Raw genomic sequence first — 25160 nt, forward strand, 5'->3', positions numbered from 1 at the left:
TTCATTCGCGAAGGTAGACCAGACGACAGATCAGCGTCGGATGTGCCCACGTTTCGCGAATGAATTCGCTCCCACAGGATCTGCCAACATTCTTGAGGATGACTGACGATATGAGCGAGCAAAAGCCACTGTCCCCCGCCGAATTCGAACAGGCCCTGCTCGCCAAGGGTGCGTATTACCACATCTATCACCCGTTCCATGTGGCGATGTACGAAGGCCGCGCGACCCGCGAGCAGATTCAGGGCTGGGTGGCCAACCGCTTCTATTATCAAGTGAACATCCCGCTCAAGGATGCCGCGATTCTGGCCAATTGCCCGGACCGCGAGGTTCGTCGCGAGTGGATTCAACGCCTGCTCGATCACGACGGCGCCCCTGGCGAAGATGGCGGCATCGAGGCATGGCTGCGTCTGGGTCAGGCGGTAGGGCTCGACCCCGACCAACTGCGCTCGCAGGAATTGGTACTGCCGGGCGTACGATTTGCCGTCGACGCCTACGTGAATTTCGCCCGACGCGCCAACTGGCAGGAAGCCGCCAGCAGCTCACTGACCGAGCTGTTCGCACCGCAGATTCACCAATCGCGTCTGGACAGCTGGCCGCAGCATTACCCGTGGATTGATCCGGCGGGCTACGAATACTTCCGTACGCGTCTGGGCCAGGCCCGCCGCGATGTCGAGCACGGTCTGGCGATCACGTTGCAGCACTACACGACGTGGGAAGGCCAGCAGCGCATGTTGGAAATCCTGCAGTTCAAACTCGACATTTTGTGGAGCATGCTGGACGCCATGACCATGGCCTACGAGCTGAAGCGCCCGCCCTACCACAGCGTCACCGACCAACGCGTCTGGCATAAAGGAATTGCCCTATGAGCTTCAATCGTGAACAGGTGCCGAGCTGGCGCCGGGGTTACCGCTTCCAGTTCGAGCCCGCGCAAAATGGCCACGTGCTGCTGTACCCGGAGGGCATGATCAAGCTCAACGAGAGCGCCAGCGAGATTGGCGGCCTGATCGACGGTCAGCGCAGCGTCGGCGCGATCATCGCGATGCTTGACGAAAAATTTCCCGGCGTTCCCGAGCTCGGCACTGATGTCGAGCAATTCATGGAGGTCGCCCGTGCCGAACACTGGATCGAACTTGGCTGAGCCGCAGGCAACCGAATCCAAGGTGCATATTCCGCCCACGCCCCCGGTCGGGCTGCCGTTGTGGCTACTTGCCGAACTGACGTATCGCTGCCCGTTGCAATGCCCGTATTGCTCAAACCCCTTGGATTTCGCCAAGCAGGGTCAGGAGCTGACGACCGAGCAGTGGTTCAAGGTGATGGCCGAAGCGCGGCAGATGGGCGCGGCGCAAATCGGCTTTTCCGGCGGTGAACCGCTGGTGCGTCAGGATTTGGCCGAGCTGATCGCCGAGGCCCTTCGTCTGGGCTTCTACACCAACCTGATCACCTCCGGCATCGGCTTGACCGAGCAGAAAATCATCGACTTCAAGGAAGCGGGTCTGGATCACATCCAGATCAGTTTCCAGGCCAGTGACGAGCAGGTGAATAATATGCTCGCGGGCTCGAGAAAGGCCTTCGCGCAGAAGCTGGAAATGGCTCGGGCGGTGAAGAAACACGGCTACCCGATGGTGCTGAATTTCGTCACTCACCGGCACAACATCGACAAGATCGACAAGATCATCGAGCTGTGCGTGGCGCTGGAAGCGGATTTCGTCGAACTGGCCACCTGCCAGTTCTATGGCTGGGCGCACCTGAATCGCGTGGGCTTGCTGCCAACCAAGGATCAGTTGGTACGCGCCGAACGCATCACCAACGAATACCGCGTGAAGCTCGCCGCCGAGAATCACCCGGTCAAGTTGATCTTCGTCACCCCCGATTACTATGAAGAACGCCCGAAAGCCTGCATGAATGGCTGGGGCAATCTGTTCCTGACCGTCACGCCCGACGGCACCGCCCTGCCCTGCCACGGTGCGCGACAGATGCCGATACAGTTTCCCAATGTGCGCGATCACACCATGCAACACATCTGGTACGAGTCCTTCGGTTTCAACCGCTTTCGCGGGTACGAATGGATGCCCGAACCGTGTAGGTCGTGTGACGAGAAAGAGAAGGACTTTGGCGGCTGCCGCTGTCAGGCGTTCATGCTCACGGGGGATGCCAGCAATGCGGACCCGGTGTGCGCCAAGTCGCCGCAACACAGCCTGATCACCCAAGCGCGCGACGAAGCCGAGTATGCTAGCCAGACCATCGAGCAACTGGCTTTCCGCAATGAACGAAACTCACGACTCATCGCAAAATCCTGATCTGTTCTCTGCCGCCCAGGCCGTGGCGGCAGGCATCGATTTCGCCGAGCTGAGCGTCAGTCCCGCCGGCCTTTTCTGGAATGAATTCCGCCCGCAGGACGCGGCTTCGCGCATCTGGCGCAGAAGCAATGGCGCCACCACCTGCCTGACCCCGGACGGCTTCAGCGCTCGCAGCCGGGTCTACGAATATGGAGGCGGTTCGTTCTGCCTCACCGGCGACGCGGTGGCGTTCGTCAACGAGGCCGATCAGCAGATCTACGTCCAAGCTTTCGACTCCAGCACCCCACAGGCCTTGACCCAAGGCGACAAACGCTACGGTGATGTCCGATTCGCGCGTGGGCAGATCTTGGCCGTTGAGGAGGAAAACGACGTTCATCGTCTGGTGGCGATCGATCGGGTGGACGGACGCCGTGAAGTGCTGGCTGAAGGCGCGGACTTCTACGCCTCGCCGACGCTCAGCCCGGACGGCAATCGCCTGGTGTGGATTGAATGGTGGCGCCCGCATCAGCCTTGGACGTCGACGCGACTGCTCAGCATGGAACGTCAGGCCGATGCCACGTGGGGTCGCGCCCATTGCCTGGCCGGAGGATTGGGGCTTGAGGCGTTGCAGCAGCCTCGCTTCGATGCCCAAGGGCGCCTGTATTGCCTGACCGATCGCGGCGGATTCTGGCAGCCGTGGGTTGAAACGCTGGAGGGTTTCGAAGCCCTGCCTGCAGCCAAGGCCGATCATGCCCCGGCACCCTGGCAGTTAGGCGGTTCGAGCTGGCTGCCGTTAAATGACGGTGCATACCTTGCCACTTGGTCGGAAGACGGCACGGGCATGCTAGCCGTGCGTTCGGCTGACAATACTCTGGAAGATTTCAGCAGCGATTACGGCCGATTTCGTAGCTTGGCGCTGGACGATGAGTACATCTATTGCATCGCGGCGTCAGCGATCAGCCCTTCTGCCGTCGTGGCAATCAGCCGCTCGGACAAAAGCGTTCAAGTGCTGGCCGGTGGCGTCGCGCCGCTGCCAGCCGAGCGCATCAGCCGCCCGCAAACCCTGCGCTACCCGAGCGACGGCGAGCAAGCACACGGCTACTTCTACCCGGCCATGAGCGGTGAAGAAAAACCGCCGTTGGTGGTGTTCATCCACGGCGGCCCGACTTCTGCCTGCTACCCCGTCCTGGACCCGCGCATTCAATACTGGACGCAGCGAGGCTTCGCGGTGGCCGACCTCAACTATCGCGGCAGCACCGGCTATGGCCGAGCCTATCGACAGGCGCTGTTTCTGGAGTGGGGCGTGGTCGACGTGGAAGACGCCTGCGCGGTGGTCGAGTACCTCGGCAATCAAGGCCTGATCGATCCGAAGAATGCGTTCATTCGCGGCGGCAGCGCCGGCGGCTACACGACCTTGTGTGCATTGGCGTTCAAGGACGTGTTCCGCGCGGGCGCGAGCCTGTACGGGGTGAGCGACCCTCTGGCACTGGCCGAGGCAACGCACAAGTTCGAAGCGGACTATCTGGACTGGCTGATCGGCGATCCGGACATTGACATGGTCCGTTACAAAGAACGCACGCCGTTGTTACATGCTGATCAGATTAAGGTCCCGGTGATCTTCTTTCAGGGCGAGCTTGATGCGGTGGTTGTGCCGGCGCAAACGCGCAACATGCTCAATGCGCTGGTGGAAAAGGGCATTCCGGCGGAGGGCCATTTCTACCCTGATGAGCGCCATGGTTTCCGCAAGGCCAGCAATCTGGCCCATGCATTGGAGACCGAGTGGGCGTTTTACCGGAAGGTGATTGAGGGATAGTTCAGATGTCTGTGGGAGCGCATCATTCGCGATTGGCCGGTACAGTCGACAAATTCTCATCGAATGTACAATTTTTCGCGAATGAATTCGCTCCCACGGAGGGCCATTAGGAACCCTTTGAAGTCGCTGGCTGCTCTTATTTACGGCTGGCGATGATGTAAACCGCGTGGATGATGCCCGGGAAGTAACCTAGCAGCGTCAGCAGGATGTTCAGCCAGAATGCGCCGGCGAAGCCGACTTGCAGGAACACGCCCAGGGGTGGCAGCAGGATGGCAATGATGATGCGAATGATGTCCATGGGTGAAGCTCCTGATCGAGAAGATGGCCCAAACAGGCCACACAGCTAAATCGACCCTGCGCGGTTGCAGGGGTTCCAACGCGCATATCATCGAGCCATCACGGCATGCAAAAAAACGCCCCGCACCCAAGGCCTCCGGTGCAGGGCGAAGCGTACAGAACGCAAGACGGTATGGGGTTGCGTCAGGCCATGAGGCCGTTGGGCACGAACTGTCGTGGCGCGCGGGAAGCAGGCGCGGCGCGGGTCGGGCGCGCGGCTGAAGACGGCTCTTGCACATAGCCGGGCAAAGTCTCGATCGGTGCAGTGCAGGCGTGCCCTCGGGCAAGCAATGCGGCGAGGCGCGGGCTGCGATTGGAGTGATCGCCCAGCACCACGATGTCTGCCGACACGCTGTAGGTATATTCACAGAGCAGGCCGCCGTGCTGGCCGACCGTGCCTCGCGCTTCGTTGAAAATCAGCAGAATGTTCAGCGCGCGACACAGCCGCTCCACGCCTTCCATATAGGCTTGCGACGCAGGGGTAACCACGTTTTCGCCTTGAATCGGCTCCAGGATGATCGCAACCGTGCGTGAATCCACGGCAGCCTCGATCGCGGCCAGATCGTTGAACGGCACGCGACAAAAATTGCTGGCCATCGACTCAATCAATCCATCGAAACGACCTCCGCTGGCGACCACCACCCCGCACTCACCGCGACGATGACGCTGGCCCCATTTGCGCGCCAGGGTTACAGCGCCTGCACAGGCGTCTTGCTCGGCGGCGAAGAAGCCCGCCTGATCGCTGCCTGTGCGCTGGCGCAAGCGCTCCAGCGGCGGCAACAGCGCCGGTTGGTCGATAACTTCGGTTTCACTGTTTTCAGCGCCGCGCAGCAATTTGAAGAGATTCATGCGCGTAGTCCTTGGGGTGCCAGCCATAAGCGTCGGTCCAAGTGGTGCTTATCGATATCGCTGATCAATCCTTGACCCGGATTTTTCGCTTTACCTATGTAAATCCCATCGACTCGAACACTGTTCATTGCGCTTTATGGCCCTGTAACCCCTGTGAGTTGGGCGTAGACTATGCGTCGGCCGGGCAAACGGCCATTTCGATTTTCCAGCCATTTCGATAAGAATGACTTATGGATTTCCGCCAACTGCGTTATTTCGTCGCGGTCTACGAAGAAGGCCATGTAGGCCGGGCAGCCGAGCGTCTATCGCTGTCGCAACCTGCACTGTCGCAACAGATCCGCCTGCTGGAGCACAGCCTTGATGTGAGCCTGTTCGAGCGCAGCAGCAAGCGCCTGCTGCCCACCCTTGCCGCCCATACGCTGTACAACCACGCGGTACCGTTGCTGGACGGCATGCAGCGCGCCCGTGATGGGTTGCGCAATTTCAAGGGTCAATCGCAACGAACCTTGGCCATTGGCGTGATGCAGACCGTGCATTCCAGTCTGGTGCCGCAAATGCTGGAACACGTGCGCAAGGCGCAGCCGCATCTGGTGGTGCAGATTTACGAGCTGAGCGCGATGGAGATCGAGCGGCGCCTGCTCAATGGCACGCTGGACATCGGCATCAGTTATCTACCGCCGCGCCAGCCCGGCTTGCACGGCCTGCTGCTGTACGAAGACGAACTCAAACTTGTCATCCCGGCGAACCACCCGTTGCGGGAATTCAAGAAGGTGTCGATGAGCCAAGCGGCCGAGTTGCCAATGCTGCTGTTGGGTGAGGAGTTTCAGGTCAGGCAGATCTGGCAGACGCAGCTGAGCAACCTGGGGCGTCGCGCCCATGTGCAGGCTGAGCTGAACAACATGGCGGGGATTCTCGACAGCCTCGCGCACATGAAGCTGGCGACGGTGCTGCCGGGGCGCGCCGAAGACATTCAGGACAACGAAGAATTGCTGTGGAAACCCTTGAGCGAGCCGCGAGTGCCGCTGCAGATCGGGCTGGTGTATCGGGATGCACAACGACAGCAAGCGACGCTGGCGCTGCTCAAGTCAGTACTCGATGATGTGGAAAATCCGAAACCTGCGCGGCCGGAGGGCGCGTAAGAGGGTTTGGATTTTTTTCAGGACGCAGATAAAAGAAAACCCCGCCTAAGCGAGGTTTTCCAGACTGTTTCCCTTTTGACTTCCTTTTCTTCCCGCCGTCCTGGCAGGCATTCCCTACGTGTCCATGTTGTCTGTTTGCGCATCCTGCGCGACGTCCATGTGTGTAGATTAATCTTGGATCCATTGAAGCGATAGAGCCGAATGTCAGCACGTCGTGTAAGCAAATGCTTACACGAAGATTTGGCCGTCAGAATTGCGACGCGTCCAGCAGATACAGCGACTCGCTGCCGGCCTTGATCGAGGCGGCGAGCGAGTGAATCCGAGGCAATAGACGTGCGAAATAGAAGCGCGCGGTGCCCAGTTTGCTGGCGTAGAAATCTTCCTGGGCCTCTTTACCCAGCGCGGCTTTGGCCGACATTGCCCACATGTACGCGTAGGCCGTGTAACCAAATACGTGCAGGTATTCGACAGACGCTGCACCGATTTCATTCGGGTTGCTGCGCGCGCGATCCAGTACCCAGTCAGTCAATTCGTCCAGCGTGGTCAGCGCGGCGCTCAGCGGCTTGGTGAATTCGCCCAGCGAGCTGTCGGACGCTGCAATGAACCCACGGACTTCTTCGGAAAACAGCTTGTAGTATGCACCGCCAGTAGCGACGACCTTGCGGCCCATCAGGTCCAGCGCCTGAATGCCATTTGTGCCTTCGTAGATCTGCGTGATCCGCACGTCGCGCACCAACTGCTCCTGGCCCCACTCGCGAATGTAGCCATGACCGCCAAACACCTGCTGGCCATGCACAGTGGTGTCCAGGCCCATGTCGGTGAGGAAAGCTTTGGCGACGGGGGTCAGCAGCGCGACCAGTGCATCGGCACGCTGGCGCACTTCAGCGTCTTCGCTGTATTTGACAGTGTCCAGTTGCATCGCGACGTAGGTCGAAAACGCGCGACCGCCCTCGTTCAGCGCTTTCATGGTCAGCAGCATGCGACGTACGTCGGGGTGAACGATGATCGGGTCGGCAATCTTGTCCTTGGATTGCGCGCCCGTCGGAGCACGGCTTTGCAGGCGATCGCGGGCGTATTCGATGGCGTTCTGGTAAGAGCGCTCGCCCGACGCCAGGCCTTGAATGCCGACGCCCAGACGTTCGTAGTTCATCATGGTGAACATCGCGGCCAGGCCCTTGTTCGGCTCGCCAACCAGATAGCCCTCAGCCTCGTCGAAGTTCATCACGCAGGTGGCAGAAGCCTGAATGCCCATTTTGTGCTCGATGGAGCCGCAGGACACGGTGTTGCGCGCGCCCAGGCTACCATCCTCGTTGACGAAGAATTTCGGCACCAGGAACAGCGAGATACCTTTCGGGCCCGCCGGTGCATCTGGCAATTTGGCCAGCACCAGATGAATGATGTTTTCGGTGAGGTCGTGCTCGCCGCCGGTGATGAAGATCTTGGTGCCGCTGATCTTGTAGGAACCGTCTGCCTGGGGCTCGGCCTTAGTGCGAATGATGCCCAGGTCAGTGCCAGCGTGGGCCTCGGTCAGGCACATCGAACCGGCCCAGACACCCGCGTACATGTTCGGCAGGTATTTGGCCTTGAGCGCTTCGCTGGCGTGGGTATTGATCGACACGCAGGCGCCGGAGGTCAGCATCGGGTACAGGCCGAACGCCAGGCTCGAGGAATTGACCATCTCTTCGACTTGCGCCGAAACGGCCTTGGGCATGCCCATGCCACCGAACTCCGGGTTGCCGCCAACGCCCACCCAGCCACCTTCGGCGTAGGTCTTGTACGCCTGAACGAAACCGGCTGGCGTGGTCACCACGGTGTCGTTCCAGTGGCAGCCTTCTTCGTCAGCGGCGCGGCTCAGGGGCGCGACAGATTTGCCAGTGACCTTGCCCGCTTCCTCAAGAATTGCCTCGACGGTTTCGGCATCGACCGCTTCGGACAGCTCGGGCAGCGTGGCCCAGAGCTTGGAGACTTCGAACACTTCATTGAGAACGAAGCGCATATCGCGCAACGGCGCTTTGTAGTCAGCCATGGCAAACCTCGCAAACAGCAGCAGATATCCGGAAAAGAGAGACGCCACAGTCATCAGGCGGCGTCAATGTATCAGTTGATCCGAGTGTACATGAACACCATTTGCAACACATAGGGTCAAGTAGTGACCATTTATCAGTTTATGGTCACGTATAAACAATACGTATCAGAAGGCCTTCGCACAGGTGCGAAAGCCTTTGATTACACAGAAAAAGGAAATGGGACTTAGCTGGCGGCAGCCATTCTGACAGCACCGCGCTTGTTGGTCTGACCGTGCGCGACGACACAGTTTCGACCCGCGCCTTTGGCGGCATACAGCGCCTGGTCGGCGGCCTTGAGCACCTCTTCAGGATTGCGATGCTCGGGCTGGCGCTCGGCAACGCCAATGCTCACCGTCACCGAAACGGTGGACGCCTGAGAGCCTGCACGACGCTGGCGACCTTGCTGATCGTCCTGCGGCCGGTTGTCCTGATTGCGTAAATGGATGGCGTAGTTGGCGATGGTTTCGCGGATCACTTCCAGGTGCGGCATGCACTCTTCCAGGGTTTTGCCCGCGAAGACGATGGCGAACTCTTCCCCGCCGTAACGGTAGGCACGACCGCCGCCGTTGGTGATCTTCGACAGTTTGCTCGCGACCAGACGCAGCACTTGGTCGCCGACATCGTGGCCGTGGGTGTCGTTGAATTTCTTGAAATGGTCGACGTCACTCATCGCCAGCACGTAATTGCGTCCCAGACGCTGCATCCGCTCGTTGAGCGCGCGGCGGCCCGGCAACCCGGTGAGCTCATCGCGGAAGGCCATCTGATAGGCCTCGTGGGCGACCCCTGCGGCAATCATCAGCATGACCTGGCTGCACATGATGTTCAGCGTGAACGGCAGGATGAAGGTTTTCGGCAACGCCCAGAACATTCCGAGCAAACCCACCAATTGCGCGGCGTGCAGCGGACGCGGCTTGCGGATGTATTGGGTAATCAGCACGCCAAAGGCGACCAGGAACGTCGCGTAGGACAGCTGGATCAGGCTCATCCACTCGCCATGCAGCGCAGGCCAGCGAATATCGGCCAGCCAGGCGAGCAGGCTCTCCGGAAAGCTCTGTTCAAGCCCCAGCGCGACGCCGCCGACTGCCACAATCACGGCAAGCCTGGCGACCAGGTCCTGTACCAGATGGGTGCGTTCTTCCCAAGCGGCAAATAGCCCGTACATGACCGGCAACAGCAGACAGCACAGGTGGAACACCACCGCGGCATCCTCTCGGACTTTTCCGTTATCGCGGTAGTAATCGGTTTGGGTGTCGAGCAGAAAGTAAGCGATGTACACCGTGATCATCAGGAACAGCTCGCGCTGACGCTTGTAAACGCCGCAATACGCGCCGCCCAGCAACAGGACCAACGTTGGCAGTACGTTGAACAGGGAGGTAAAGAACACGTTGAGGTCCTTCACGTAAGCAGCCGCGAGCCCGGCGATCAACAGCCCCAGGGACGGTAAGAAATGGCTGATACGTGCGGCGGAAGGGCGCAGCAAGAGGACGATCTCCTACTCGTTCAAATCAAATGGCATTGTGCCTGTATCGGCCGGATAACAGATTTGATGAGGAGAAATTGTGCGTTGGATCACTCTTTTTGCGGACACCGCTCCTACAGGGTTTTATTGCGGACACAAAAAAGCCGCCGGCCCCGAAGGGCAAGCGGCTTTGAGGTAAAAACCAGCCGGTGGCTTAGTAAGCCAGGCCGAAGTGCTCTTCGTTCATGTCCATCAGGTTGTTCGCGCCCGACAGCATGGCCGCAACGTGCGTGCGGGTACGCGGCAGGATGCGCTGGAAGTAGAAGCGGGCAGTCTGCAGCTTGGCGGTGTAGAACGCTTCTTCGGTAGTGCCCGCTGCCAGCTTCTCGGCTGCCAGACGCGCCATGTCAGCCCAGAAGTAGGCCAGGCAGACGTAACCGGAGAACATCAGGTAATCCACCGAAGCGGCGCCGACTTCTTCGCGATCTTTCATGGCGGCCATGCCGACCTTCATGGTCAGTTCGCCCCACTCCTTGTTCAACGCAGCCAGCGGTGCGATGAACTCGCTGACCGCCTCATTGCCTTCCTGACCCTGGCAGAACTTGTGCACGATCTTGGTGAATCCCTTCAGCGCTTCACCTTGGGTCATCAACACCTTACGACCGAGCAGGTCGAGGGCCTGAACGCCGGTAGTGCCTTCGTACAGCATCGAAATCCGGCTGTCGCGAACGTTCTGCTCCATGCCCCACTCGGCGATGAAGCCATGGCCGCCGTAGATCTGCACGCCGTGGTTGGCGGACTCGAAACCGACTTCGGTCATGAAGGCTTTAGCGATCGGGGTCATGAAGGCCAGCAGGCCATCGGCTTGCTTCTTGGCTTCAGCGTCGTCGCTGTATTTGACGATGTCGACCTGCTTGGCGGTGAAGTAAACCATCGCGCGAGTGCCCTCGGCGAAGGCTTTCATGGTCAGCAGCATGCGACGCACGTCGGGGTGAACGATGATCGGGTCAGCGGCTTTGTCCGGCGCTTTCGGGCCAGTCAGGGAGCGCATCTGCAGGCGTTCGCGAGCGTATTTCAGGCCGCCCTGGAAGCCGATTTCGGCGTGGGCCAGACCTTGCAGCGCAGTACCCAGACGTGCGGTGTTCATGAAGGTGAACATGCAGTTCAGGCCTTTGTTCGGCGGGCCGATCAGGAAACCGGTGGCGCCGTCGAAGTTCATTACGCAGGTGGCGTTGCCGTGAATGCCCATCTTGTGTTCCAGCGAGCCGCAGCTCACCGCGTTGCGCTCACCTGCACTGCCATCGGCAGCCGGCAGGAATTTCGGAACGATGAACAGCGAGATGCCTTTGGTGCCCGCAGGCGCATCGGGCAGGCGCGCCAGCACGATGTGGACGATGTTATCGGCCATGTCGTGTTCGCCAGCAGAAATGAAGATCTTGGTGCCGGACACCTTGTACGAACCATCCGCCTGAGGTTCGGCCTTGGTGCGCAGCATGCCAAGGTCAGTGCCGCAGTGTGGTTCGGTCAGGCACATGGTGCCGGTCCACTCGCCCGACACCAGCTTGGTCAGGTAAGCCTCTTGCTGCTCAGGGGTGCCGTGCTCGGAGATGGTGTTCATCGCGCCATGGGACAGGCCTGGGTACATGCCCCACGACCAGTTGGCTTCGCCGACCATTTCACTGACCGCCAGACCCAGCGACTCAGGCAGGCCCTGACCACCATGGGCGACGTCGTGGGCCAGGCTTGGCCAGCCGCCTTCAACGAACTGTTTGTACGCTTCCTTGAAGCCAGTCGGGGTCTTAACGCCAGACTCGCTCCAGGTGCAGCCTTCGATGTCACCCACGCGGTTCAACGGGGCCAGTACCTGCTCACAGAACTTGGCGCCTTCCTCGAGAATGGCGTCGACCATGTCAGGCGTGGCGTCCTGGCAGGCTGGCAGACTCTGATAGTGCGCTTCGTAGCCGAGCAGCTCGTCACGAACGAAGCGAATATCACGCAAGGGGGCCTTGTAGTCAGGCATAGCGATAAACCTCTGCTGATGAATCCTGGAATTGGATGACCGTCGGGTCACTGTGGGGACTGGCCCCGCCCCTCGAGATCTGATTGTTGTTCGAGGGTCAAACAGGTGTTTGAAACATACGTTTACGCCCATGGGCTTGTCAAGGGTGGGTCATGAACCTTTCATCGTGCATGCGAAAAACGGCATGCAGCCGCACACTTTCCACAGGGCAGAACGTAGCGCGTCATGAGGTTGAGTCTAGTTGAACGAACGGTCTGAAACGCGCGTGGGAAGGCGGCGATTCGGTCGCGTGATAAGGCGGTATTCAGAAAGAACGCGCACAACGAAGACGTGTGCCGAAGCGCACGTTAAAGAGGGGTCAGGCGTAAGTATCGATTAGGGTGCCGAGCATTTCGTCGCTGGCCTTTTCGACTTTGACGCCGGCCTTGACCTGAAGCAGACCCTGCTCCATCTCGACCACATTACTGGCCAAATCCGAACGGTCCGGACGCTCGACCGAGCGCAAACGCTCAAGCTGAAAGTCGGAAGACTGGCTGCGGCCGGACACTTCGGTCGCCGGGCTGGCCAACTGCGTGGCGGCCTGATCGACACGGTCCTGCCCAACCTGAATAGCACTCAAGCCTGGGTACAGCGTGTTGTTCAACGAGATTTGCATGAGCGTGTCCTTTGTTCAAAAAGCGAACAGTTCAAAAAACGAACAGTGCCATTAAATCAGTGTCAGCCGTGAAACACTCGGCAAAAAGACTAATGGCATCGGGCCTGCTGATAGACGCGGCCAGAAGGGCTGCTGAGTCGTTACCGCGTGGCAACGGGTGACAGGTCATGCCTGAAAACGGTGCATCCCGAAACAATTCGTATAGGCACCTTAACCACTTTATCCCCACAACGCCGCCCCCAAGCCCCTGAATTGTGCAGTGGCGCACATCCTGCATCCTGTGCTGAAGTGCCCCTCTCACGGATTCGACCGCGAACGCATCATGCGCCCAAAGGAACTGAAACACTGGACCAGCGGAATCGCCCACCTGCTCGACCTGCCGGGAGGCGGCGCGCGGCTGGGCGGTCTGAGCCAATGGCTGAAACAGATCGCACCGGTCGATCACTTCGTGCTGTTCGTCTACGAAGGCAATCATCGCCCCCTCGCGCTGTTCGACACCTTCCCGCCGGACAAACGCCGCGTATACGTCGACGACTATCAATGCGGCCCCTATCTGCTCGACCCGTTCTATCTGGCCTGCACCCGCAGGCAGCAGCCGGGGCTATGGCGTTTGCGTCAGTTCGCGCCGGACCACTTCTACCTAAGCGAGTACTACCTGGCGTATTACCAGCAAACCGGGCTGGCCGAAGAGGTCGCGTTTTTCGTCGACCTGGGTGGTGATGCAATGGCTGTGCTGTCGCTGATGCGGGCCACGGCGAGTTCGGCGTTCAGTCGCGATGAACTGCAATTGATGGAGTGCGCGCAGGCCATCGTCGAACAGGTCATCGTTGAAGCCTGGCGCCAGCAGCGCGCGCAACAGCCACGCTCAGCGCAAGATCTGGACTTCAAGGTGCACGCCGCTTTCGATCATTTCGGCAACCACATTCTCACAGGTCGTGAGCAGGAAATCGTACGCCTGCTGTTGCGCGGCCACTCCAGCGCGTCGGTGGCCGAACAGCTTTCGATCAGTCCGGGGACCGTGAAAATCCATCGCAAGAACATCTACGCCAAGTTCGGCATCGGCAGTCAGGCCGAGCTACTGGGACTGTTCATTCGCGAGCTGACAGGCCCCGATATCGCAGCCACGGCCTGACCCAAGAACGACCTCTATCCCCCAAGGGATATATACAGCGCAAAACAGCGGTTGTTAGTTTGGCCTCCATCGCAGCGAACCCTGCACTGGAATGCGAGAGCCTTTAATGACCGACCATCGCCACGAAAACGATATCGAGTTCTGCAACGTCGAGAAGCACTACGGCAACCTGAAGGCCGTGAACAACCTGAGCTTTCAGGTCAAGCGCGGGACCTTTCACTCCTTCCTCGGCGGCTCGGGCTGCGGCAAGACCACCACCCTGCGCATGATCGCCGGCTTCGATCAGCCGACTCTCGGCGAAGTCCGCCTGGCGGGCAAGAACGTCGCGGGCGTGCCGGCCTATCAGCGTCCGGTGAACATGGTCTTCCAGCATTACGCGTTGTTTCCGCACATGACTGTGTCGCAAAACATCGCCTACGGCCTGCGTTACCTCACCCCTCGCCCGGATAAAAAAGAACAGCAACGCCGCGCCGATGAAGCGCTGGAAATGGTGCGCCTGTCGGGCCTGGGGCATCGCAAGCCGAGCGAATTGTCGGGCGGGCAGCAACAGCGTGTGGCCCTTGCACGAGCGCTGGTGAACAAGCCCACGGTGCTGCTGCTCGACGAACCGCTGGCTGCTCTGGACCGCAAGCTGCGCAAGGAAATGCAGTCCGAATTGCTGCGCCTGCAGCGGGAAGTCGGCATCACCTTCGTGTTGGTGACCCACGATCAGGAAGAAGCGCTGTCGATGAGCGACAGCATCAGCGTCATGCACAGCGGCTCGATCATTCAGACCGCCTCCCCCGAACAACTCTACGAAGCCCCCGCCACCCGTTACGTGGCCGATTTCATCGGCGAATCGAACCTGTTCAACGGCACCGTGCGTCACGTGCAGGGCAACTCGGCACTACTGCGCACCGCCCAAGGCATCGAGCTGAGCAGCCCGCTGACGCCAAACGGCAGCACCTTGAGCGCCAACAGCGAAGGCTGCATCGCGGTGCGTCCGGAGCTGATCGACATCGCTGCCCAAGGCCGCCTGCAAGGGCGCGACGTGACCCTGGACGGTTGCGTCGAAGACCGCATCTATCTGGGCAACATCACCGAATACCGCGTACGCACGCAGCCGTTCGGCATCGTCTGTGTGCGCGTGCCGCGTCAACACGGCGCAGGCGCTCAAGGGGCGTTCGATAACGCAGGCTTCGAACACGGAGAGGCCGTGCAGGTGGGCTGGAACAACGCCAACGGCTTGGCCATGGCTCTGTAATACGCGAAGCAACTCTAACGATCAGACCATTTATCAGACGGGGAAAATGCCATGGACCAGAAGACCTTTATCAAGACGATGCGCAGTTGGCAGAACGGCTCGATCACACGCCGCGATTTCCTCGGCCGCACCGGTCTTGGCATTGCCGCCGCGGTGGTCGCCACCAACATGCCGGGGCTGCTGGCAGGCAGCTCGAGCGCCAGCGCCCTGGGGGCCGACCAGAACATCGGCGACCGTCTGGGTCTGGCGACCTGGCCCAACTATCACAGCCAGGAAAACCTCGATAACTTCGCCAAGACCACCGGCGCCCGCGTGGCCATGAGCGTGTTCGGCTCCAACGAAGAGATGCTCGCCAAACTGCAGGCCGGCGGCAGTGGCTGGGACGTGCTGGTGCCGACCAACTACACCATCAGCACTTACGTGAAACTGGGTTTGATCGAGCCGCTGGACCTGTCGCGCATTCCCAATTTCGACGCCGCAGCCTTTCAGGAAAAATTCATGGCCCAAGGCACCGTCGACGGCAAGGTGTACGCTGTGCCGAAAAACTGGGGCACCACCGGCATGGCTTACGACAGCGCCAAGCTCAAGGCCAAACCGACGTCGTGGAAAGAGTTTTGGGCCTTGGCCAGGGATCAGGCCGACGGCCGCACCATGGTCCACGATTACCAGCTGACCGCGATCGGCAACGCACTGAAGTCCTTCGGCTACAGCTTTAACTCGCTGGACCCGAAAGAGCTCGCCGACGCCGAAAAGCTGCTGATCGAGGTCAAGCCGCACCTGTTCGCGATCAACTCCGACATCCAGCCGTCGATGCGCAGCGGCGATGCAATTCTGGCGATGTCCTGGACGGGCGACGCCTCGCAGCTGCACCGCGACATTCCGTCAATGGTCTACGCGTTGGGCAAGGAAGGCGGCGAGCTGTGGAGTGACTTCTTCGCGATCCCGAAAAGCGCCGAACACAAGGACGCGTCATATGCCTTCATCAATTACCTTCTCGACCCACAGCACAACAAGCTGGAAGTGCTGAGCCACGGCTACCCGAGCGGTGATAAGCGCGTCGATGCGTTGCTGCCGGCCGCCATGCTCAACGACCCGATCATGTACCCCGCTGCCGAGCATTTGAGTCCGCTGGAATTCGGCGCCGCCGCGACGCTGACCAGTCCGCTGCGCGCCGAACTGATGGCGCGCTTCAAGTCCGCATGACCTGCCGTGATGAGCCATAAGGAACCGCACATGGATGCTGTCATTAATCCGGCCGCGCAGCACGCCGACGCCAGCGTGTCCGACGCCGACACTCAGCGCGCGCAGCACAAGCGGCGCAGCCTGGGGCGCCGGATCACGCTGCTGATGCTGCTGCCGTCGACCTTGTGGTTCCTGCTGCTTCTGGTGATGCCGCTGGTGAACATTCTGGTCTTCAGTTTTGGCGAACGCAGTGCCGTCGGCGGCTATGCCGGCGGCCTGACGCTGGCCAACTATCTCAACCTCGGCTCGCGCGCCGCAGCCTTCAGCAACACGCTGGTGCTGGCGCCGCTCGGGACCCTGGTGTGCTTGCTGGCGGCGTACCCGCTGGCCTACTTTCTCGCGGTCAAGGCCGGACGAAGCCGCTCGCTGTTGCTGACGCTGGTGATCGTACCGTTCTGGACCAGCTTCCTGATTCGCACCTACGCATGGATTTTCATCCTCAGCGGCAAGGGCATTCCCGCGTTGCTCGCCAGCATCGGGCTGGACGACGTGCGCCTGATCAACACCCCGTACGCCGTGCTGATCGGCATCGTCTATGGCTACCTGCCGCTGATGGTGTTCCCGATCTACGTCAGCCTGGAAAAACTCGACAAGCGCCTGCTCGAAGCCTCGGCGGACCTCGGCGCCAGCGCCTTCGAGAGCTTGCGGCGCATCACGCTGCCGCTGTCGGCGCCGGGGATCATTACCGGCGTGATGCTGGTGTTCATTCTGCTGATGGGCGAGTTCCTGATTCCTGCCGTGCTCGGCGGCGGCAAGGTGTTCTTCGTCGGCAACGCACTGGTGGACCTGTTCCTGCAATCGCGCAATTGGCCATTCGGCAGCGCCCTGGCGATGACGCTGGTGGCGATCATGCTGCTGATCATCGGCGTCTACCTCAAACTGGTGGCCCGCTACGGCGGCAAACCTGGCGAAGGAGCGCTCTGACATGTGGCTGCGCACCTACTCGACCTCGCTGTACCTGTTTCTCTACCTGCCCATCGCACTGATCATGCTGTTCAGCTTCAACGCCGGGCGCAGCGGCCTGGCCTTCGAATGCTGCTCGGTGCAGTGGTTCGGTCGCGCGTTCAGCAACCCGTTCATCATGGAGGCCCTAGGTAACAGCGCGTTGATCGCCAGTTGCTCGGCGGTGCTGGCGACGCTGTTCGGCACCCTTGCGGTGTTCGGCCTGCAACGCGCCGGCAAGAAGGTTCGGCTGATGTTCGACGCGCTGACCTACTGCGCCATCATCATCCCCGGCATCGTCATTGGCATTTCGACGCTGATCGCCTTCATCAGCGTGTTCGACGTCATTAACCCGCTGCTCGCGCAACTGATGCCGAGCCTGCCGAAGCTGAACATGGGCTTCTTCACGGTGGTCGCAGCCCACTCGCTGTTCACCATGGCGCTGGTGATGGTGATCGTGCGCAGCCGCGTCGACTCACTGGACAAGGCCCTGCAGGAAGCGTCCGCCGATCTCTACGCGCCGCCGCTGGAAACCTTCTGGCGCGTGACGCTGCCGCAGATCACCCCCGCCATCATGGCGGGCTTCCTGCTGGCGTTCACCTTCAGTTTCGACGACTTCATCATCGCCTTCTTCGTCGCCGGCCCTGAAACCACGCTGCCAATCTACATCTTCTCGTCGATCCGGCGCGGCGTGACCCCGGAAATCAACGCCGTTTCCACCGTGATCATCTGCGCTTCGCTGGCGCTGCTGTTCACCTCCCGTTACTTGCAGAATCGCCGCACAGGAGCCTCACATGCGTGATCAGTTGTACATCAACGGCGAGTGGGTCAGCCCCGATCTTGGTGGCTACATGGACGTCATCGACCCTGCGACCGAGCAGGTCCTGCAACGGGTGGCAGCGGGCACCGAGGAAGACATCGACCACGCCGTGCGCGCAGCCCGACGCGCCTTCGACAGCGACTGGGGACAGACCAGAGGCGCAGAGCGGGCGGTCTGGCTGGAAGCGCTGGCCGATGAGTTGCAAGACGCGCAGGACGAACTGGCCATCCTCGAAGTACGCGACAACGGCAAGCCACTGCCCGAAGCGCAGTGGGACATCGGCGATGCGGTTGCCTGCTTTCGCTATTACGCGGGGCTGGCGCGGGAACTCGATGGCCGACAGGACCAGCCCCTCGCCCTGCCCGATGCGCGCTTTCGCTGCCGCACCCGGCTGGAGCCCATTGGTGTCGCCGGGCAGATCATTCCATGGAATTACCCGCTGCTAATGGCCGCCTGGAAAGTCGCGCCTGCCCTGGCGGCGGGCGCCACGGTCGTGTTGAAGCCCTCGGAACTGACCCCGCTCACGGCGCTGGAACTGGCGGGGGCTGCCGATCGTATCGGCCTGCCTGCGGGCGTGCTGAACATCGTCACAGGCTTGGGCGCCGATGCGGGCAGCCCGCTGACGCTGCACCCCGGCGTCGACAAACTGGCCTTCACCGGCAGCGTTCCCACGGGCTCGAAAATCATGTCGGCGGCGGCCAGCGATATCAAGAACATCAGCCTGGAACTGGGGGGCAAGTCGGCTTTTATCGTGTTCGACGATGCCGACGTGGACGCAGCGGTTGAATGGATTCTGTTCGGAATTTTCTGGAATCAGGGTCAGGTCTGCAGCGCAACCTCCCGTTTGCTGGTGCAGGAGCGCATCGCACCACGTCTGATCGAACGATTGGTCGAGGAAACACGCAAGATCAGCATCGGCCAGGGCCTTGAGCCCGGCGTATTGCTGGGCCCGCTGGTCAGTCGCGGGCAGTACGAGAAAGTGCTGGGCTTCGTCGATCAGGGCAAGGCCAGCGGCGCGAAGCTGCTCACCGGTGGGAAACGGCCGGCACATTTGTCGCAGGGTTATTTCATGGAGCCTGCGATCTTCGACGAACCGGCGCACAACAGCAGCATCTGGGGCGATGAAATCTTCGGCCCGGTGCTGTGTATCAAACGCTTCAAGGACGAAGCGCAGGCCGTGCAAATGGCCAACGCCAGCCGTTTTGGTCTGGCCGCCGCCGTGATGAGCGCAGATCCGCAGCGGGCTACGCGAGTGGCCAATCAGCTGCGGGCAGGGATTGTCTGGGTCAACTGCTCACAACCGACCTTCGTCGAAGCGCCGTGGGGCGGGATGAAGCACAGTGGGATCGGTCGCGAGTTAGGGCAGTGGGGGCTGGATAACTACCTTGAGGTCAAGCAGGTGACGGAGTACGTCAGTGAGCAGCCGTGGGGGTGGTATATCAAATGAACCAGGCTCACGTTTCGCGGGGACTCTTGATTCTGGCCGCAGGGCCGGGCAGAAGCGGATATCGCCCGTCCCCAATTCGAGCGATAGCGGCTTAATCCAGCAACTCCAGATGCAAATGCTCAGCCACCCTTTCCGCCGTGGCCTTCTTCATATGAGGCACACGCCCCAGGCATGGCGCAGGCAGGCGTTCGGCGAGGGTGGCGAGGTTTTCTTCCAGACGCGACGTCTTCGGATCAATGATGTTGGCCACCCAACCCGCCAGTTGCAGGCCGTCGTTGGCGATGGCTTCGGCGGTCAGCAGCGCGTGGCTGATGCAGCCCAGACGCACGCCCACCACCAGAATCACCGGCAGTTTCAACGCAATCGCCAGGTCCGACAGGTTGGCCTGATCGGCCAACGGCACGCGCCAGCCGCCCGCGCCTTCGATCAGGGTGAAATCCGCCTGTTTTTCCAGAATGTGGCGCATCGGGCCGAGCAGCGATTGTACGGTCAGTGCGACGCCGGCCTCGCGCGCCGCCAGATGCGGGGCAATGGCGGGCTCGAAGGCAACCGGGTTGACCTCGTTGTAGGTCAATTCCACCGAACATTCGGCACGCAGCGCGACGGCGTCGGAGTTGCGCAGGCCCTTGGGCTTCACATCGCAGCCCGAGGCCACGGGCTTGCCCGCCGCCGTGCTCAGTCCGGATTGTCGCGCCGCATACAGCAGCCCCGTGGCAATGGTGGTCTTGCCCACGTCGGTATCGGTTCCCGTGATGAAATACGCAGCACTCATCTTGGCGACCATCCGTTCAGATTTTTTCAAACTGTTGCTCACTCACTATAGCGCTCGCACGAACGGCGCTGGTAAATCCGGTCATTTTTTAAACAGCCGCCGGTTTTTCCAGCACGGCGTAAACCACTTGATAGGTCGCAGGCAGGCCTTTTTCCTGTCGGAAGCCCTCATACGCCTCGATCAACGCAGAAATTCGCGCTCGACCCGTCAATCCCCCTGGACGCCCCGGATTGATGTTGTGGGCACCCAATGCCTTCAATTCGTGGGTCAGGCTGCGCACGTCCGGGTAATGCAACACATGGGGCAATACATTCAGGCTGCGCACCTGCAAACCGCTGGCGGCGCACAGCTGCTGATAGTTCTCGAACGCGCGAAAGCGATTCACATGCACCATGCCGTCCACGGCCTGCCAGCTGTCTCGCAGCTCGTACAACGTGCCGACGCACAGGCTGGCGAAACCGAACACCCCGCCGGGCTGCAGGACGCGCTTGGCCTCCTCCAGTACCGCGGCGAAATTCGAGCACCACTGCACCGCCAGGCTCGAGAACATCAGCTCGACGCTGGCATCGCGCAGCGGCAGGTTTTCGGCGTCGCCCGCCACGTAATGTTGCGCGCCGCCGAGTGGACGTGCGTGGATGAGCATGCCTTCGGCGATGTCCAGCGCAAGACCTTCGCTTTGAGGGAAACGCTCTGCCAGCACGCGACTGAAATACCCGGTGCCGCTGCCCAGGTCGAGCCAGCGGGCAGGCGCCATCTCAGGCAGGCGCGACATCAGCTCGGTGCCGACGGCGCGCTGCAACTCGGCGACGCTGTCATAACTGGCCGCTGCCTTGGAGAAGGACGCCGCCACCTGACGCTTGTCCGGCAGACGGCTTTCGGTTGTCGCCTGTTGCTGTTTCACGGCCTTGAGCACCGCACAGTGGGAAAGATCAGTCATCACCGGACTCATGTAGGAACGCCTGGACCGCTGCGGCCACGCCGTGTGGGTTTTCCAGGATGAACGCGTGGCTGGCCTGCTCGATCACGCCGACTTCGATGTCAGGCAAGAGATTGAGCAGATCGGCCGACGCTTCGGCGGGCACCAGTGCATCAAGGCCACCGAACAGGTGCAACTGCGGGCCACGGTAGGCCTGCAGCGCGGCGCGGGTGTCCATCTGTTCGAGCAGCTTCAGGCCTTCGATCAAGCTGTTGCTGGTGCCATGGGGGGCGCCGGCCTTGAGCTGCCGCGACAACGCGCGTGGCTCTTCGGCGCCTTGCACGCACAGCAAGCTGAAGCGCTTGAGGGTTGTGTCAAAGTCAGCCTTGCAGCCAGCAATGAACGCATCGAAATCGGTCTGCGGCATCGCGTTCGGCCACTGGCTGCGGGCGACGAAGCAGACGTTGCTGGCAAAAGTCGCCAGCCCGCAGCAACGCTCGCCACGTCGCGCGGCCAGCTCGGCCGCCAACATGCCACCGAGCGACCAGCCGCCCAGCCAGACGTTATCCGGCAGGGTCGCGTCCAGCTCGTCAAGCCATTCATTGAGGTCGTCAGTGTACAAATCCGGCAGCGGTTCGATCTCGACCCGCAGGTGTTCGTCCAGGCCGCGCAACGCCGCAGCCAGTGGCTCCAAGGGCGAGACGCCGAGCCCCCAGCCCGGCAGCAGGATCAAGCGATCACGCATGTTATGGCTCCACCGATTCATGTTCGCCCAGCAGCGGGTAGCACTGCTCCAGTGCTTGCAACAATAGCTGCACCTGGGCTTCGCTGTGGGCCGCAGACAAGGTGACGCGCAAACGCGCGCTGCCCGCAGGCACGGTGGGCGGGCGGATCGCGGTAACCATCAGGCCGCGCTCGCGCAACATTTGTGAAAGGCGCAAAGCGCGGTCACTGCTGCCGATGAGGATCGGCTGGATCGGCGTGAAGCTGTCCATCAGCTCAAGGCCCATCGCTTGGGCACCGTCGCGAAATTGCTTGATCAACGCACGCAAATGCTCGCGACGCCAATGTTCGGTGCGCAGCAGTTCGAGGCTTTTCAGCGTGGCGCAGGCCAGGGCGGGTGGCTGGCTGGTGGTGTAGATGTAGGGGCGAGCGAACTGGATCAGCGTCTCGATCAGCTCCTCGCTACCGGCGACGAACGCGCCTGCGGTACCGAAGGATTTGCCAAGGGTGCCGATCAGCACCGGCACGTCATCCATGCTCAAACCGAAGTGCTCGACGATGCCCGCTCCGTTTGCCCCCAGCGGGCCGAAACCGTGGGCATCGTCGACCATCAGCCAGGCATTCTTGGCCTTGGCGACCTTGGCCAGGGCAGGCAGGTCAGCGATGTCGCCGTCCATGCTGAACACACCGTCGGTGACCACCAGCGTATCGCCCACGGCCTTCTCCAGCCGCGTGTTCAGGCTGTCAGGGTCGTTGTGCAGATAACGGGAAAAACGCGCGCCGCTGAGCAAGCCGGCATCGAGCAACGAGGCATGGTTGAGGCGGTCTTCCAGCACGGTATCGCCCTGCCCCACCAGCGCAGTCACGGCACCAAGGTTGGCCATGTAGCCGTTGGAAAACAGCAAGGCGCGAGGGCGGCCCGTGAGATCGGCCAAGGCTTCTTCAAGTTCATGGTGCGGCGTACTGTGGCCGATCACCAGATGCGACGCGCCGCCGCCCACACCCCAGCGCTCGGCGCCGGTTTTCCAGGCCTTGATGATCTCGGGATGATTGGCCAGGCCCAGGTAGTCGTTGTTGCAGAAAGCCAGCAACGGCGTGCCATCGACTACCACTTCAGGGCCTTGGGGGCTCTGCAGCAGCGGGCGTTGGCGATAGAGATGTTCGGCACGACGGGCAGCGAGACGTGCGCTCAGATCGAAAGACATGCAGGCCTCGAGTGTCGCGGGATGAAGGGCACGCCATTCATTCCCTGTGATGCATAGAACCCTGTGGGAGCGAATTCATTCGCGAGAGATCGGTACATTCGATACACATTAATCGGATGTAAAACCGCCTCGCGAATGAATTCGCTCCCACAGAGGGTGATGCGTCAGTCTCAAACCGCCGCGTCGTAAAACATCTCGCTGCTCTTCTGCTCGATCAGCGCCTGCTCGATCGCCGCCTGATGCACTTCGTCCGAGTGCTCTTCGCGCGCTTCAGGCTGGATGCCCAGACGCGAGAACAGCAGCATGTCCTTGTCGGCCTGCGGGTTGGCAGTGGTCAGCAGCTTGTCGCCGTAGAAGATCGAGTTGGCACCAGCGAAGAACGCCAGGGCCTGCATCTGATCATTCATCGCCTCGCGACCTGCCGACAGACGCACGTGGGACTGCGGCATCAGGATGCGCGCAACCGCCAGCATGCGGATGAAGTCGAACGGGTCGACGTCTTCGGCGTTGGCCAGGGGCGTACCGGCGACTTTCACCAGCATGTTGATCGGCACCGATTCCGGGTGTTCTGGCAGGTTGGCCAGCTGGATCAGCAGGTTGGCGCGGTCGTCCAGCGACTCGCCCATGCCCAGAATGCCGCCCGAGCAGATCTTCATGCCCGCATCGCGCACGTAAGCCAGGGTCTGCAGACGCTCGCTGTAGGTGCGGGTGGTGATGATGCTGGTGTAGAAATCCGGTGAGGTGTCGAGGTTGTGGTTGTAGTAATCAAGGCCGGCATCCGCCAGCGCCTTGGTCTGATCCTGATCGAGCTTGCCCAGGGTCATGCAGGTTTCCAGGCCCATGGCCTTCACGCCTTTGACCATTTCCAGCACGTACGGCATGTCTTTGGCCGACGGATGTTTCCAGGCGGCGCCCATGCAGAAACGGGTCGAACCAATGGCCTTGGCGCGAGCAGCTTCTTCCAGCACCTGCTGGACCTGCATCAGTTTTTCTTTCTCAAGGCCGGTGTTGTAGTGGCCGGATTGCGGGCAGTACTTGCAGTCTTCAGGGCAGGCACCGGTCTTGATGGACAACAGGGTGGAGACTTGCACGCGGTTAGCGTCGAAATGAGCGCGATGCACGGTTTGCGCCTGAAACAGCAGGTCATTGAAGGGCTGTGTAAACAGAGCCCTGACCTCGGCTAAGGTCCAGTCGTGACGCAAAGTGGCATTGATGCTGGCGCTCATGGGCGGCTCCTTCATGTATTTGGCGATTGCCCGGGCGGTTCGCTCAATCGGCGAAACCAGAAAGACCACAGGTGCAACACGGATGTTCGGCATAGTTAAGGAAGAGCCATGCACTGTCAACCACATGACAACTATCAGGTTTACATCTGGTTAAAAAGTGAGCAGATCTGTTTATTGTGCGATGAACGGACAGACTCCTCTTACGCCATCTGTACGGCCTGCGAGAGCGACCTGCCATGGCTGATCGACTCATGCGAGCGCTGCGCCTTGCCCATGCCGATGTCAGGCCTGACTTGCGCGCAATGCACCCGCCACTCGCCCGCGTTCAACGACGTGATCGTGCCGTGGCTTTACGACTTCCCCATCGACGCGCTGGTCACACGCTTCAAGCATCAGGGCAAGTGGCCGCTTGGCCGATTGCTGGCTGAATTGCTCGCCCAGACCCTGCAACACCGCTTCGACGAAGGCCTGAGCCAACCCGACGTGATGATCCCCGTGCCTCTGGCCAGCAAGAGACTGCGCCAGCGCGGTTATAACCAGGCTGCCATGCTGGCGAACTGGCTGGGCTCTCTTTTGGAGCTGCCCGTCGATGAACGGCTGATCAAACGCGTGAAAGACACCCCGGCCCAGCAGGGGCTCGGAGCAAAGGCGCGCAAACGAAATCTGCGCGAGGCATTTGTGTTGGTGAAGCCTGAGGGTGTCATGGGCAAGCACGTCGCCTTGATCGACGACGTGCTGACCACAGGCTCCACGGCTGACACGATTGCCCGGCTGTTGATGAAGGCGGGGGCGAGGGCTGTGGATGTGTATTGTCTGGCGAGGACGCCGAAGCCTGGTGACTGAATGTTTCAAGACGGGGTCTGGAGGTTTTGCAGCGCT

General features: G+C 60.9%; 23 protein-coding genes. 12 read left to right on the forward strand and 11 right to left on the reverse strand.

Features of this window, described 5'->3' with window-relative positions:
* Positions 1 to 110 precede the first annotated feature (110 nt).
* The 4 genes from pqqC to AC07V9_RS23930 are packed head-to-tail and all read left to right on the forward strand — an operon-like array spanning position 111 to position 4089.
* A complete protein-coding gene (gene pqqC / locus AC07V9_RS23915; RefSeq protein WP_495018110.1) occupies positions 111 to 866 on the forward strand; it encodes a pyrroloquinoline-quinone synthase PqqC in 756 nt (251 codons plus the stop codon).
* Positions 863 to 1138: a pyrroloquinoline quinone biosynthesis peptide chaperone PqqD gene (gene pqqD, locus AC07V9_RS23920; protein ID WP_495018111.1), complete on the forward strand. Its 276-nt coding sequence runs from the start codon at positions 863 to 865 to the stop codon at positions 1136 to 1138. Before pqqC ends, pqqD begins: the two co-directional genes overlap by 4 nt.
* Positions 1110 to 2297 (forward strand): pyrroloquinoline quinone biosynthesis protein PqqE, encoded by a 1188-nt coding sequence (gene pqqE / locus AC07V9_RS23925; RefSeq protein ID WP_495018112.1) that lies wholly within the window; start codon positions 1110 to 1112, stop codon positions 2295 to 2297. Before pqqD ends, pqqE begins: the two co-directional genes overlap by 29 nt.
* Complete coding sequence (locus AC07V9_RS23930; protein ID WP_495018113.1) at positions 2263 to 4089, forward strand: S9 family peptidase; 1827 nt, start codon at positions 2263 to 2265, stop codon at positions 4087 to 4089. The genes pqqE and AC07V9_RS23930 overlap by 35 nt, the downstream gene beginning before the upstream one ends.
* 136 nt (positions 4090 to 4225) lie before the next feature.
* Here AC07V9_RS23930 and AC07V9_RS23935 read toward each other — a convergent pair whose 3' ends face one another.
* Together AC07V9_RS23935 and AC07V9_RS23940 are read right to left on the reverse strand one after the other, a co-directional pair.
* A complete protein-coding gene (locus AC07V9_RS23935; RefSeq protein ID WP_081564967.1) occupies positions 4226 to 4387 on the reverse strand; it encodes a YqaE/Pmp3 family membrane protein in 162 nt (53 codons plus the stop codon).
* A gap of 182 nt (positions 4388 to 4569) precedes the next feature.
* A complete protein-coding gene (locus tag AC07V9_RS23940) occupies positions 4570 to 5274 on the reverse strand; it encodes an aminotransferase class III-fold pyridoxal phosphate-dependent enzyme (protein ID WP_495018114.1) in 705 nt (234 codons plus the stop codon).
* Positions 5275 to 5504: 230 nt separating this feature from the next.
* On the opposite strand from AC07V9_RS23940, the gene AC07V9_RS23945 reads away from it, so the two are divergent.
* Positions 5505 to 6413: a LysR family transcriptional regulator gene (locus AC07V9_RS23945; protein ID WP_495018115.1), complete on the forward strand. Its 909-nt coding sequence runs from the start codon at positions 5505 to 5507 to the stop codon at positions 6411 to 6413.
* A 247-nt stretch (positions 6414 to 6660) separates the two neighbouring features.
* On the opposite strand, the gene AC07V9_RS23950 is transcribed toward AC07V9_RS23945, so the two are convergent.
* The 4 genes from AC07V9_RS23950 to AC07V9_RS23965 form a co-directional block, all read right to left on the reverse strand.
* On the reverse strand, positions 6661 to 8439 hold the full coding sequence (locus AC07V9_RS23950; protein WP_495018116.1) for an acyl-CoA dehydrogenase C-terminal domain-containing protein: 1779 nt from the start codon (positions 8437 to 8439) through the stop codon (positions 6661 to 6663).
* A gap of 224 nt (positions 8440 to 8663) precedes the next feature.
* Complete coding sequence (locus AC07V9_RS23955) at positions 8664 to 9959, reverse strand: GGDEF domain-containing protein (RefSeq protein WP_495018117.1); 1296 nt, start codon at positions 9957 to 9959, stop codon at positions 8664 to 8666.
* 193 nt (positions 9960 to 10152) lie between these two features.
* The gene (locus AC07V9_RS23960) at positions 10153 to 11958 is read right to left on the reverse strand and encodes a phenylacyl-CoA dehydrogenase (protein ID WP_495018118.1); all 1806 of its coding nucleotides are present in this window, start codon (positions 11956 to 11958) and stop codon (positions 10153 to 10155) included.
* A 358-nt stretch (positions 11959 to 12316) separates the two neighbouring features.
* Positions 12317 to 12613 carry a pyrroloquinoline quinone biosynthesis protein PqqE gene (locus tag AC07V9_RS23965; RefSeq protein ID WP_495018119.1) on the reverse strand — a complete coding sequence of 99 codons (297 nt, stop codon included), beginning with the start codon at positions 12611 to 12613 and terminating at the stop codon, positions 12317 to 12319.
* Between the two features lie 322 nt (positions 12614 to 12935).
* On the opposite strand from AC07V9_RS23965, the gene AC07V9_RS23970 reads away from it, so the two are divergent.
* The 6 genes from AC07V9_RS23970 (at position 12936) to AC07V9_RS23995 (ending at position 19439) form a co-directional block, all read left to right on the forward strand.
* Positions 12936 to 13745 carry a helix-turn-helix transcriptional regulator gene (locus tag AC07V9_RS23970; RefSeq protein ID WP_495018120.1) on the forward strand — a complete coding sequence of 270 codons (810 nt, stop codon included), beginning with the start codon at positions 12936 to 12938 and terminating at the stop codon, positions 13743 to 13745.
* Between the two features lie 106 nt (positions 13746 to 13851).
* Entirely contained in the window at positions 13852 to 14988 is a 1137-nt protein-coding gene (locus tag AC07V9_RS23975) for an ABC transporter ATP-binding protein (protein WP_495018121.1), read from the forward strand.
* 51 nt (positions 14989 to 15039) lie between these two features.
* A complete protein-coding gene (locus tag AC07V9_RS23980; RefSeq protein WP_495018122.1) occupies positions 15040 to 16191 on the forward strand; it encodes an ABC transporter substrate-binding protein in 1152 nt (383 codons plus the stop codon).
* A 30-nt stretch (positions 16192 to 16221) separates the two neighbouring features.
* Positions 16222 to 17154 (forward strand): ABC transporter permease, encoded by a 933-nt coding sequence (locus AC07V9_RS23985; RefSeq protein WP_495018123.1) that lies wholly within the window; start codon positions 16222 to 16224, stop codon positions 17152 to 17154.
* Between the two features lies 1 nt (position 17155).
* Positions 17156 to 17974, forward strand: coding sequence for an ABC transporter permease (locus AC07V9_RS23990; protein ID WP_495018124.1), 819 nt, complete (start codon positions 17156 to 17158; stop codon positions 17972 to 17974).
* The gene (locus AC07V9_RS23995; protein WP_495018125.1) at positions 17967 to 19439 is read left to right on the forward strand and encodes an aldehyde dehydrogenase family protein; all 1473 of its coding nucleotides are present in this window, start codon (positions 17967 to 17969) and stop codon (positions 19437 to 19439) included. Before AC07V9_RS23990 ends, AC07V9_RS23995 begins: the two co-directional genes overlap by 8 nt.
* Before the next feature lie 91 nt (positions 19440 to 19530).
* Here the strand turns inward: AC07V9_RS23995 and bioD are convergent, their stop codons facing one another.
* From bioD to bioB, 5 genes are all read right to left on the reverse strand, one after another.
* The gene (gene bioD, locus AC07V9_RS24000; protein WP_495018126.1) at positions 19531 to 20211 is read right to left on the reverse strand and encodes a dethiobiotin synthase; all 681 of its coding nucleotides are present in this window, start codon (positions 20209 to 20211) and stop codon (positions 19531 to 19533) included.
* An 88-nt stretch (positions 20212 to 20299) separates the two neighbouring features.
* Positions 20300 to 21148 carry a malonyl-ACP O-methyltransferase BioC gene (bioC, locus tag AC07V9_RS24005; protein ID WP_495018127.1) on the reverse strand — a complete coding sequence of 283 codons (849 nt, stop codon included), beginning with the start codon at positions 21146 to 21148 and terminating at the stop codon, positions 20300 to 20302.
* Complete coding sequence (locus tag AC07V9_RS24010) at positions 21141 to 21872, reverse strand: alpha/beta fold hydrolase (RefSeq protein ID WP_495018128.1); 732 nt, start codon at positions 21870 to 21872, stop codon at positions 21141 to 21143. The genes bioC and AC07V9_RS24010 overlap by 8 nt, the downstream gene beginning before the upstream one ends.
* Before the next feature lies 1 nt (position 21873).
* Positions 21874 to 23055 (reverse strand): 8-amino-7-oxononanoate synthase, encoded by a 1182-nt coding sequence (gene bioF, locus AC07V9_RS24015; RefSeq protein ID WP_495018129.1) that lies wholly within the window; start codon positions 23053 to 23055, stop codon positions 21874 to 21876.
* Positions 23056 to 23225: 170 nt separating this feature from the next.
* Positions 23226 to 24281 carry a biotin synthase BioB gene (gene bioB, locus AC07V9_RS24020; RefSeq protein WP_166595644.1) on the reverse strand — a complete coding sequence of 352 codons (1056 nt, stop codon included), beginning with the start codon at positions 24279 to 24281 and terminating at the stop codon, positions 23226 to 23228.
* A 108-nt stretch (positions 24282 to 24389) separates the two neighbouring features.
* On the opposite strand from bioB, the gene AC07V9_RS24025 reads away from it, so the two are divergent.
* Positions 24390 to 25124, forward strand: coding sequence for a double zinc ribbon domain-containing protein (locus tag AC07V9_RS24025; protein ID WP_495018130.1), 735 nt, complete (start codon positions 24390 to 24392; stop codon positions 25122 to 25124).
* Positions 25125 to 25160: the final 36 nt, after the last annotated feature.

The sequence above is a fragment of the Pseudomonas sp. GW821-FHT02A11 genome (genome assembly GCF_059421985.1).

What these genes read in the sequence shown, in the direction of transcription:
- pqqC (WP_495018110.1), top strand. Translation starts at nt 111, where the DNA reads ATGAGCGAGCAAAAGCCACTGTCCCCCGCCGAATTCGAACAGGCCCTG.
- pqqD (WP_495018111.1), top strand. Translation starts at nt 863, where the DNA reads ATGAGCTTCAATCGTGAACAGGTGCCGAGCTGGCGCCGGGGTTACCGC.
- AC07V9_RS23930 (WP_495018113.1), top strand. Translation starts at nt 2,263, where the DNA reads ATGAACGAAACTCACGACTCATCGCAAAATCCTGATCTGTTCTCTGCC.
- AC07V9_RS23935 (WP_081564967.1), bottom strand. Translation starts at nt 4,387, where the DNA reads ATGGACATCATTCGCATCATCATTGCCATCCTGCTGCCACCCCTGGGC.
- AC07V9_RS23940 (WP_495018114.1), bottom strand. Translation starts at nt 5,274, where the DNA reads ATGAATCTCTTCAAATTGCTGCGCGGCGCTGAAAACAGTGAAACCGAA.
- AC07V9_RS23945 (WP_495018115.1), top strand. Translation starts at nt 5,505, where the DNA reads ATGGATTTCCGCCAACTGCGTTATTTCGTCGCGGTCTACGAAGAAGGC.
- AC07V9_RS23950 (WP_495018116.1), bottom strand. Translation starts at nt 8,439, where the DNA reads ATGGCTGACTACAAAGCGCCGTTGCGCGATATGCGCTTCGTTCTCAAT.
- AC07V9_RS23960 (WP_495018118.1), bottom strand. Translation starts at nt 11,958, where the DNA reads ATGCCTGACTACAAGGCCCCCTTGCGTGATATTCGCTTCGTTCGTGAC.
- AC07V9_RS23965 (WP_495018119.1), bottom strand. Translation starts at nt 12,613, where the DNA reads ATGCAAATCTCGTTGAACAACACGCTGTACCCAGGCTTGAGTGCTATT.
- AC07V9_RS23970 (WP_495018120.1), top strand. Translation starts at nt 12,936, where the DNA reads ATGCGCCCAAAGGAACTGAAACACTGGACCAGCGGAATCGCCCACCTG.
- AC07V9_RS23975 (WP_495018121.1), top strand. Translation starts at nt 13,852, where the DNA reads ATGACCGACCATCGCCACGAAAACGATATCGAGTTCTGCAACGTCGAG.
- AC07V9_RS23980 (WP_495018122.1), top strand. Translation starts at nt 15,040, where the DNA reads ATGGACCAGAAGACCTTTATCAAGACGATGCGCAGTTGGCAGAACGGC.
- AC07V9_RS23985 (WP_495018123.1), top strand. Translation starts at nt 16,222, where the DNA reads ATGGATGCTGTCATTAATCCGGCCGCGCAGCACGCCGACGCCAGCGTG.
- AC07V9_RS23990 (WP_495018124.1), top strand. Translation starts at nt 17,156, where the DNA reads ATGTGGCTGCGCACCTACTCGACCTCGCTGTACCTGTTTCTCTACCTG.
- AC07V9_RS23995 (WP_495018125.1), top strand. Translation starts at nt 17,967, where the DNA reads ATGCGTGATCAGTTGTACATCAACGGCGAGTGGGTCAGCCCCGATCTT.
- bioD (WP_495018126.1), bottom strand. Translation starts at nt 20,211, where the DNA reads ATGAGTGCTGCGTATTTCATCACGGGAACCGATACCGACGTGGGCAAG.
- bioC (WP_495018127.1), bottom strand. Translation starts at nt 21,148, where the DNA reads ATGACTGATCTTTCCCACTGTGCGGTGCTCAAGGCCGTGAAACAGCAA.
- AC07V9_RS24010 (WP_495018128.1), bottom strand. Translation starts at nt 21,872, where the DNA reads ATGCGTGATCGCTTGATCCTGCTGCCGGGCTGGGGGCTCGGCGTCTCG.
- bioF (WP_495018129.1), bottom strand. Translation starts at nt 23,055, where the DNA reads ATGTCTTTCGATCTGAGCGCACGTCTCGCTGCCCGTCGTGCCGAACAT.
- bioB (WP_166595644.1), bottom strand. Translation starts at nt 24,281, where the DNA reads ATGAGCGCCAGCATCAATGCCACTTTGCGTCACGACTGGACCTTAGCC.
- AC07V9_RS24025 (WP_495018130.1), top strand. Translation starts at nt 24,390, where the DNA reads ATGCACTGTCAACCACATGACAACTATCAGGTTTACATCTGGTTAAAA.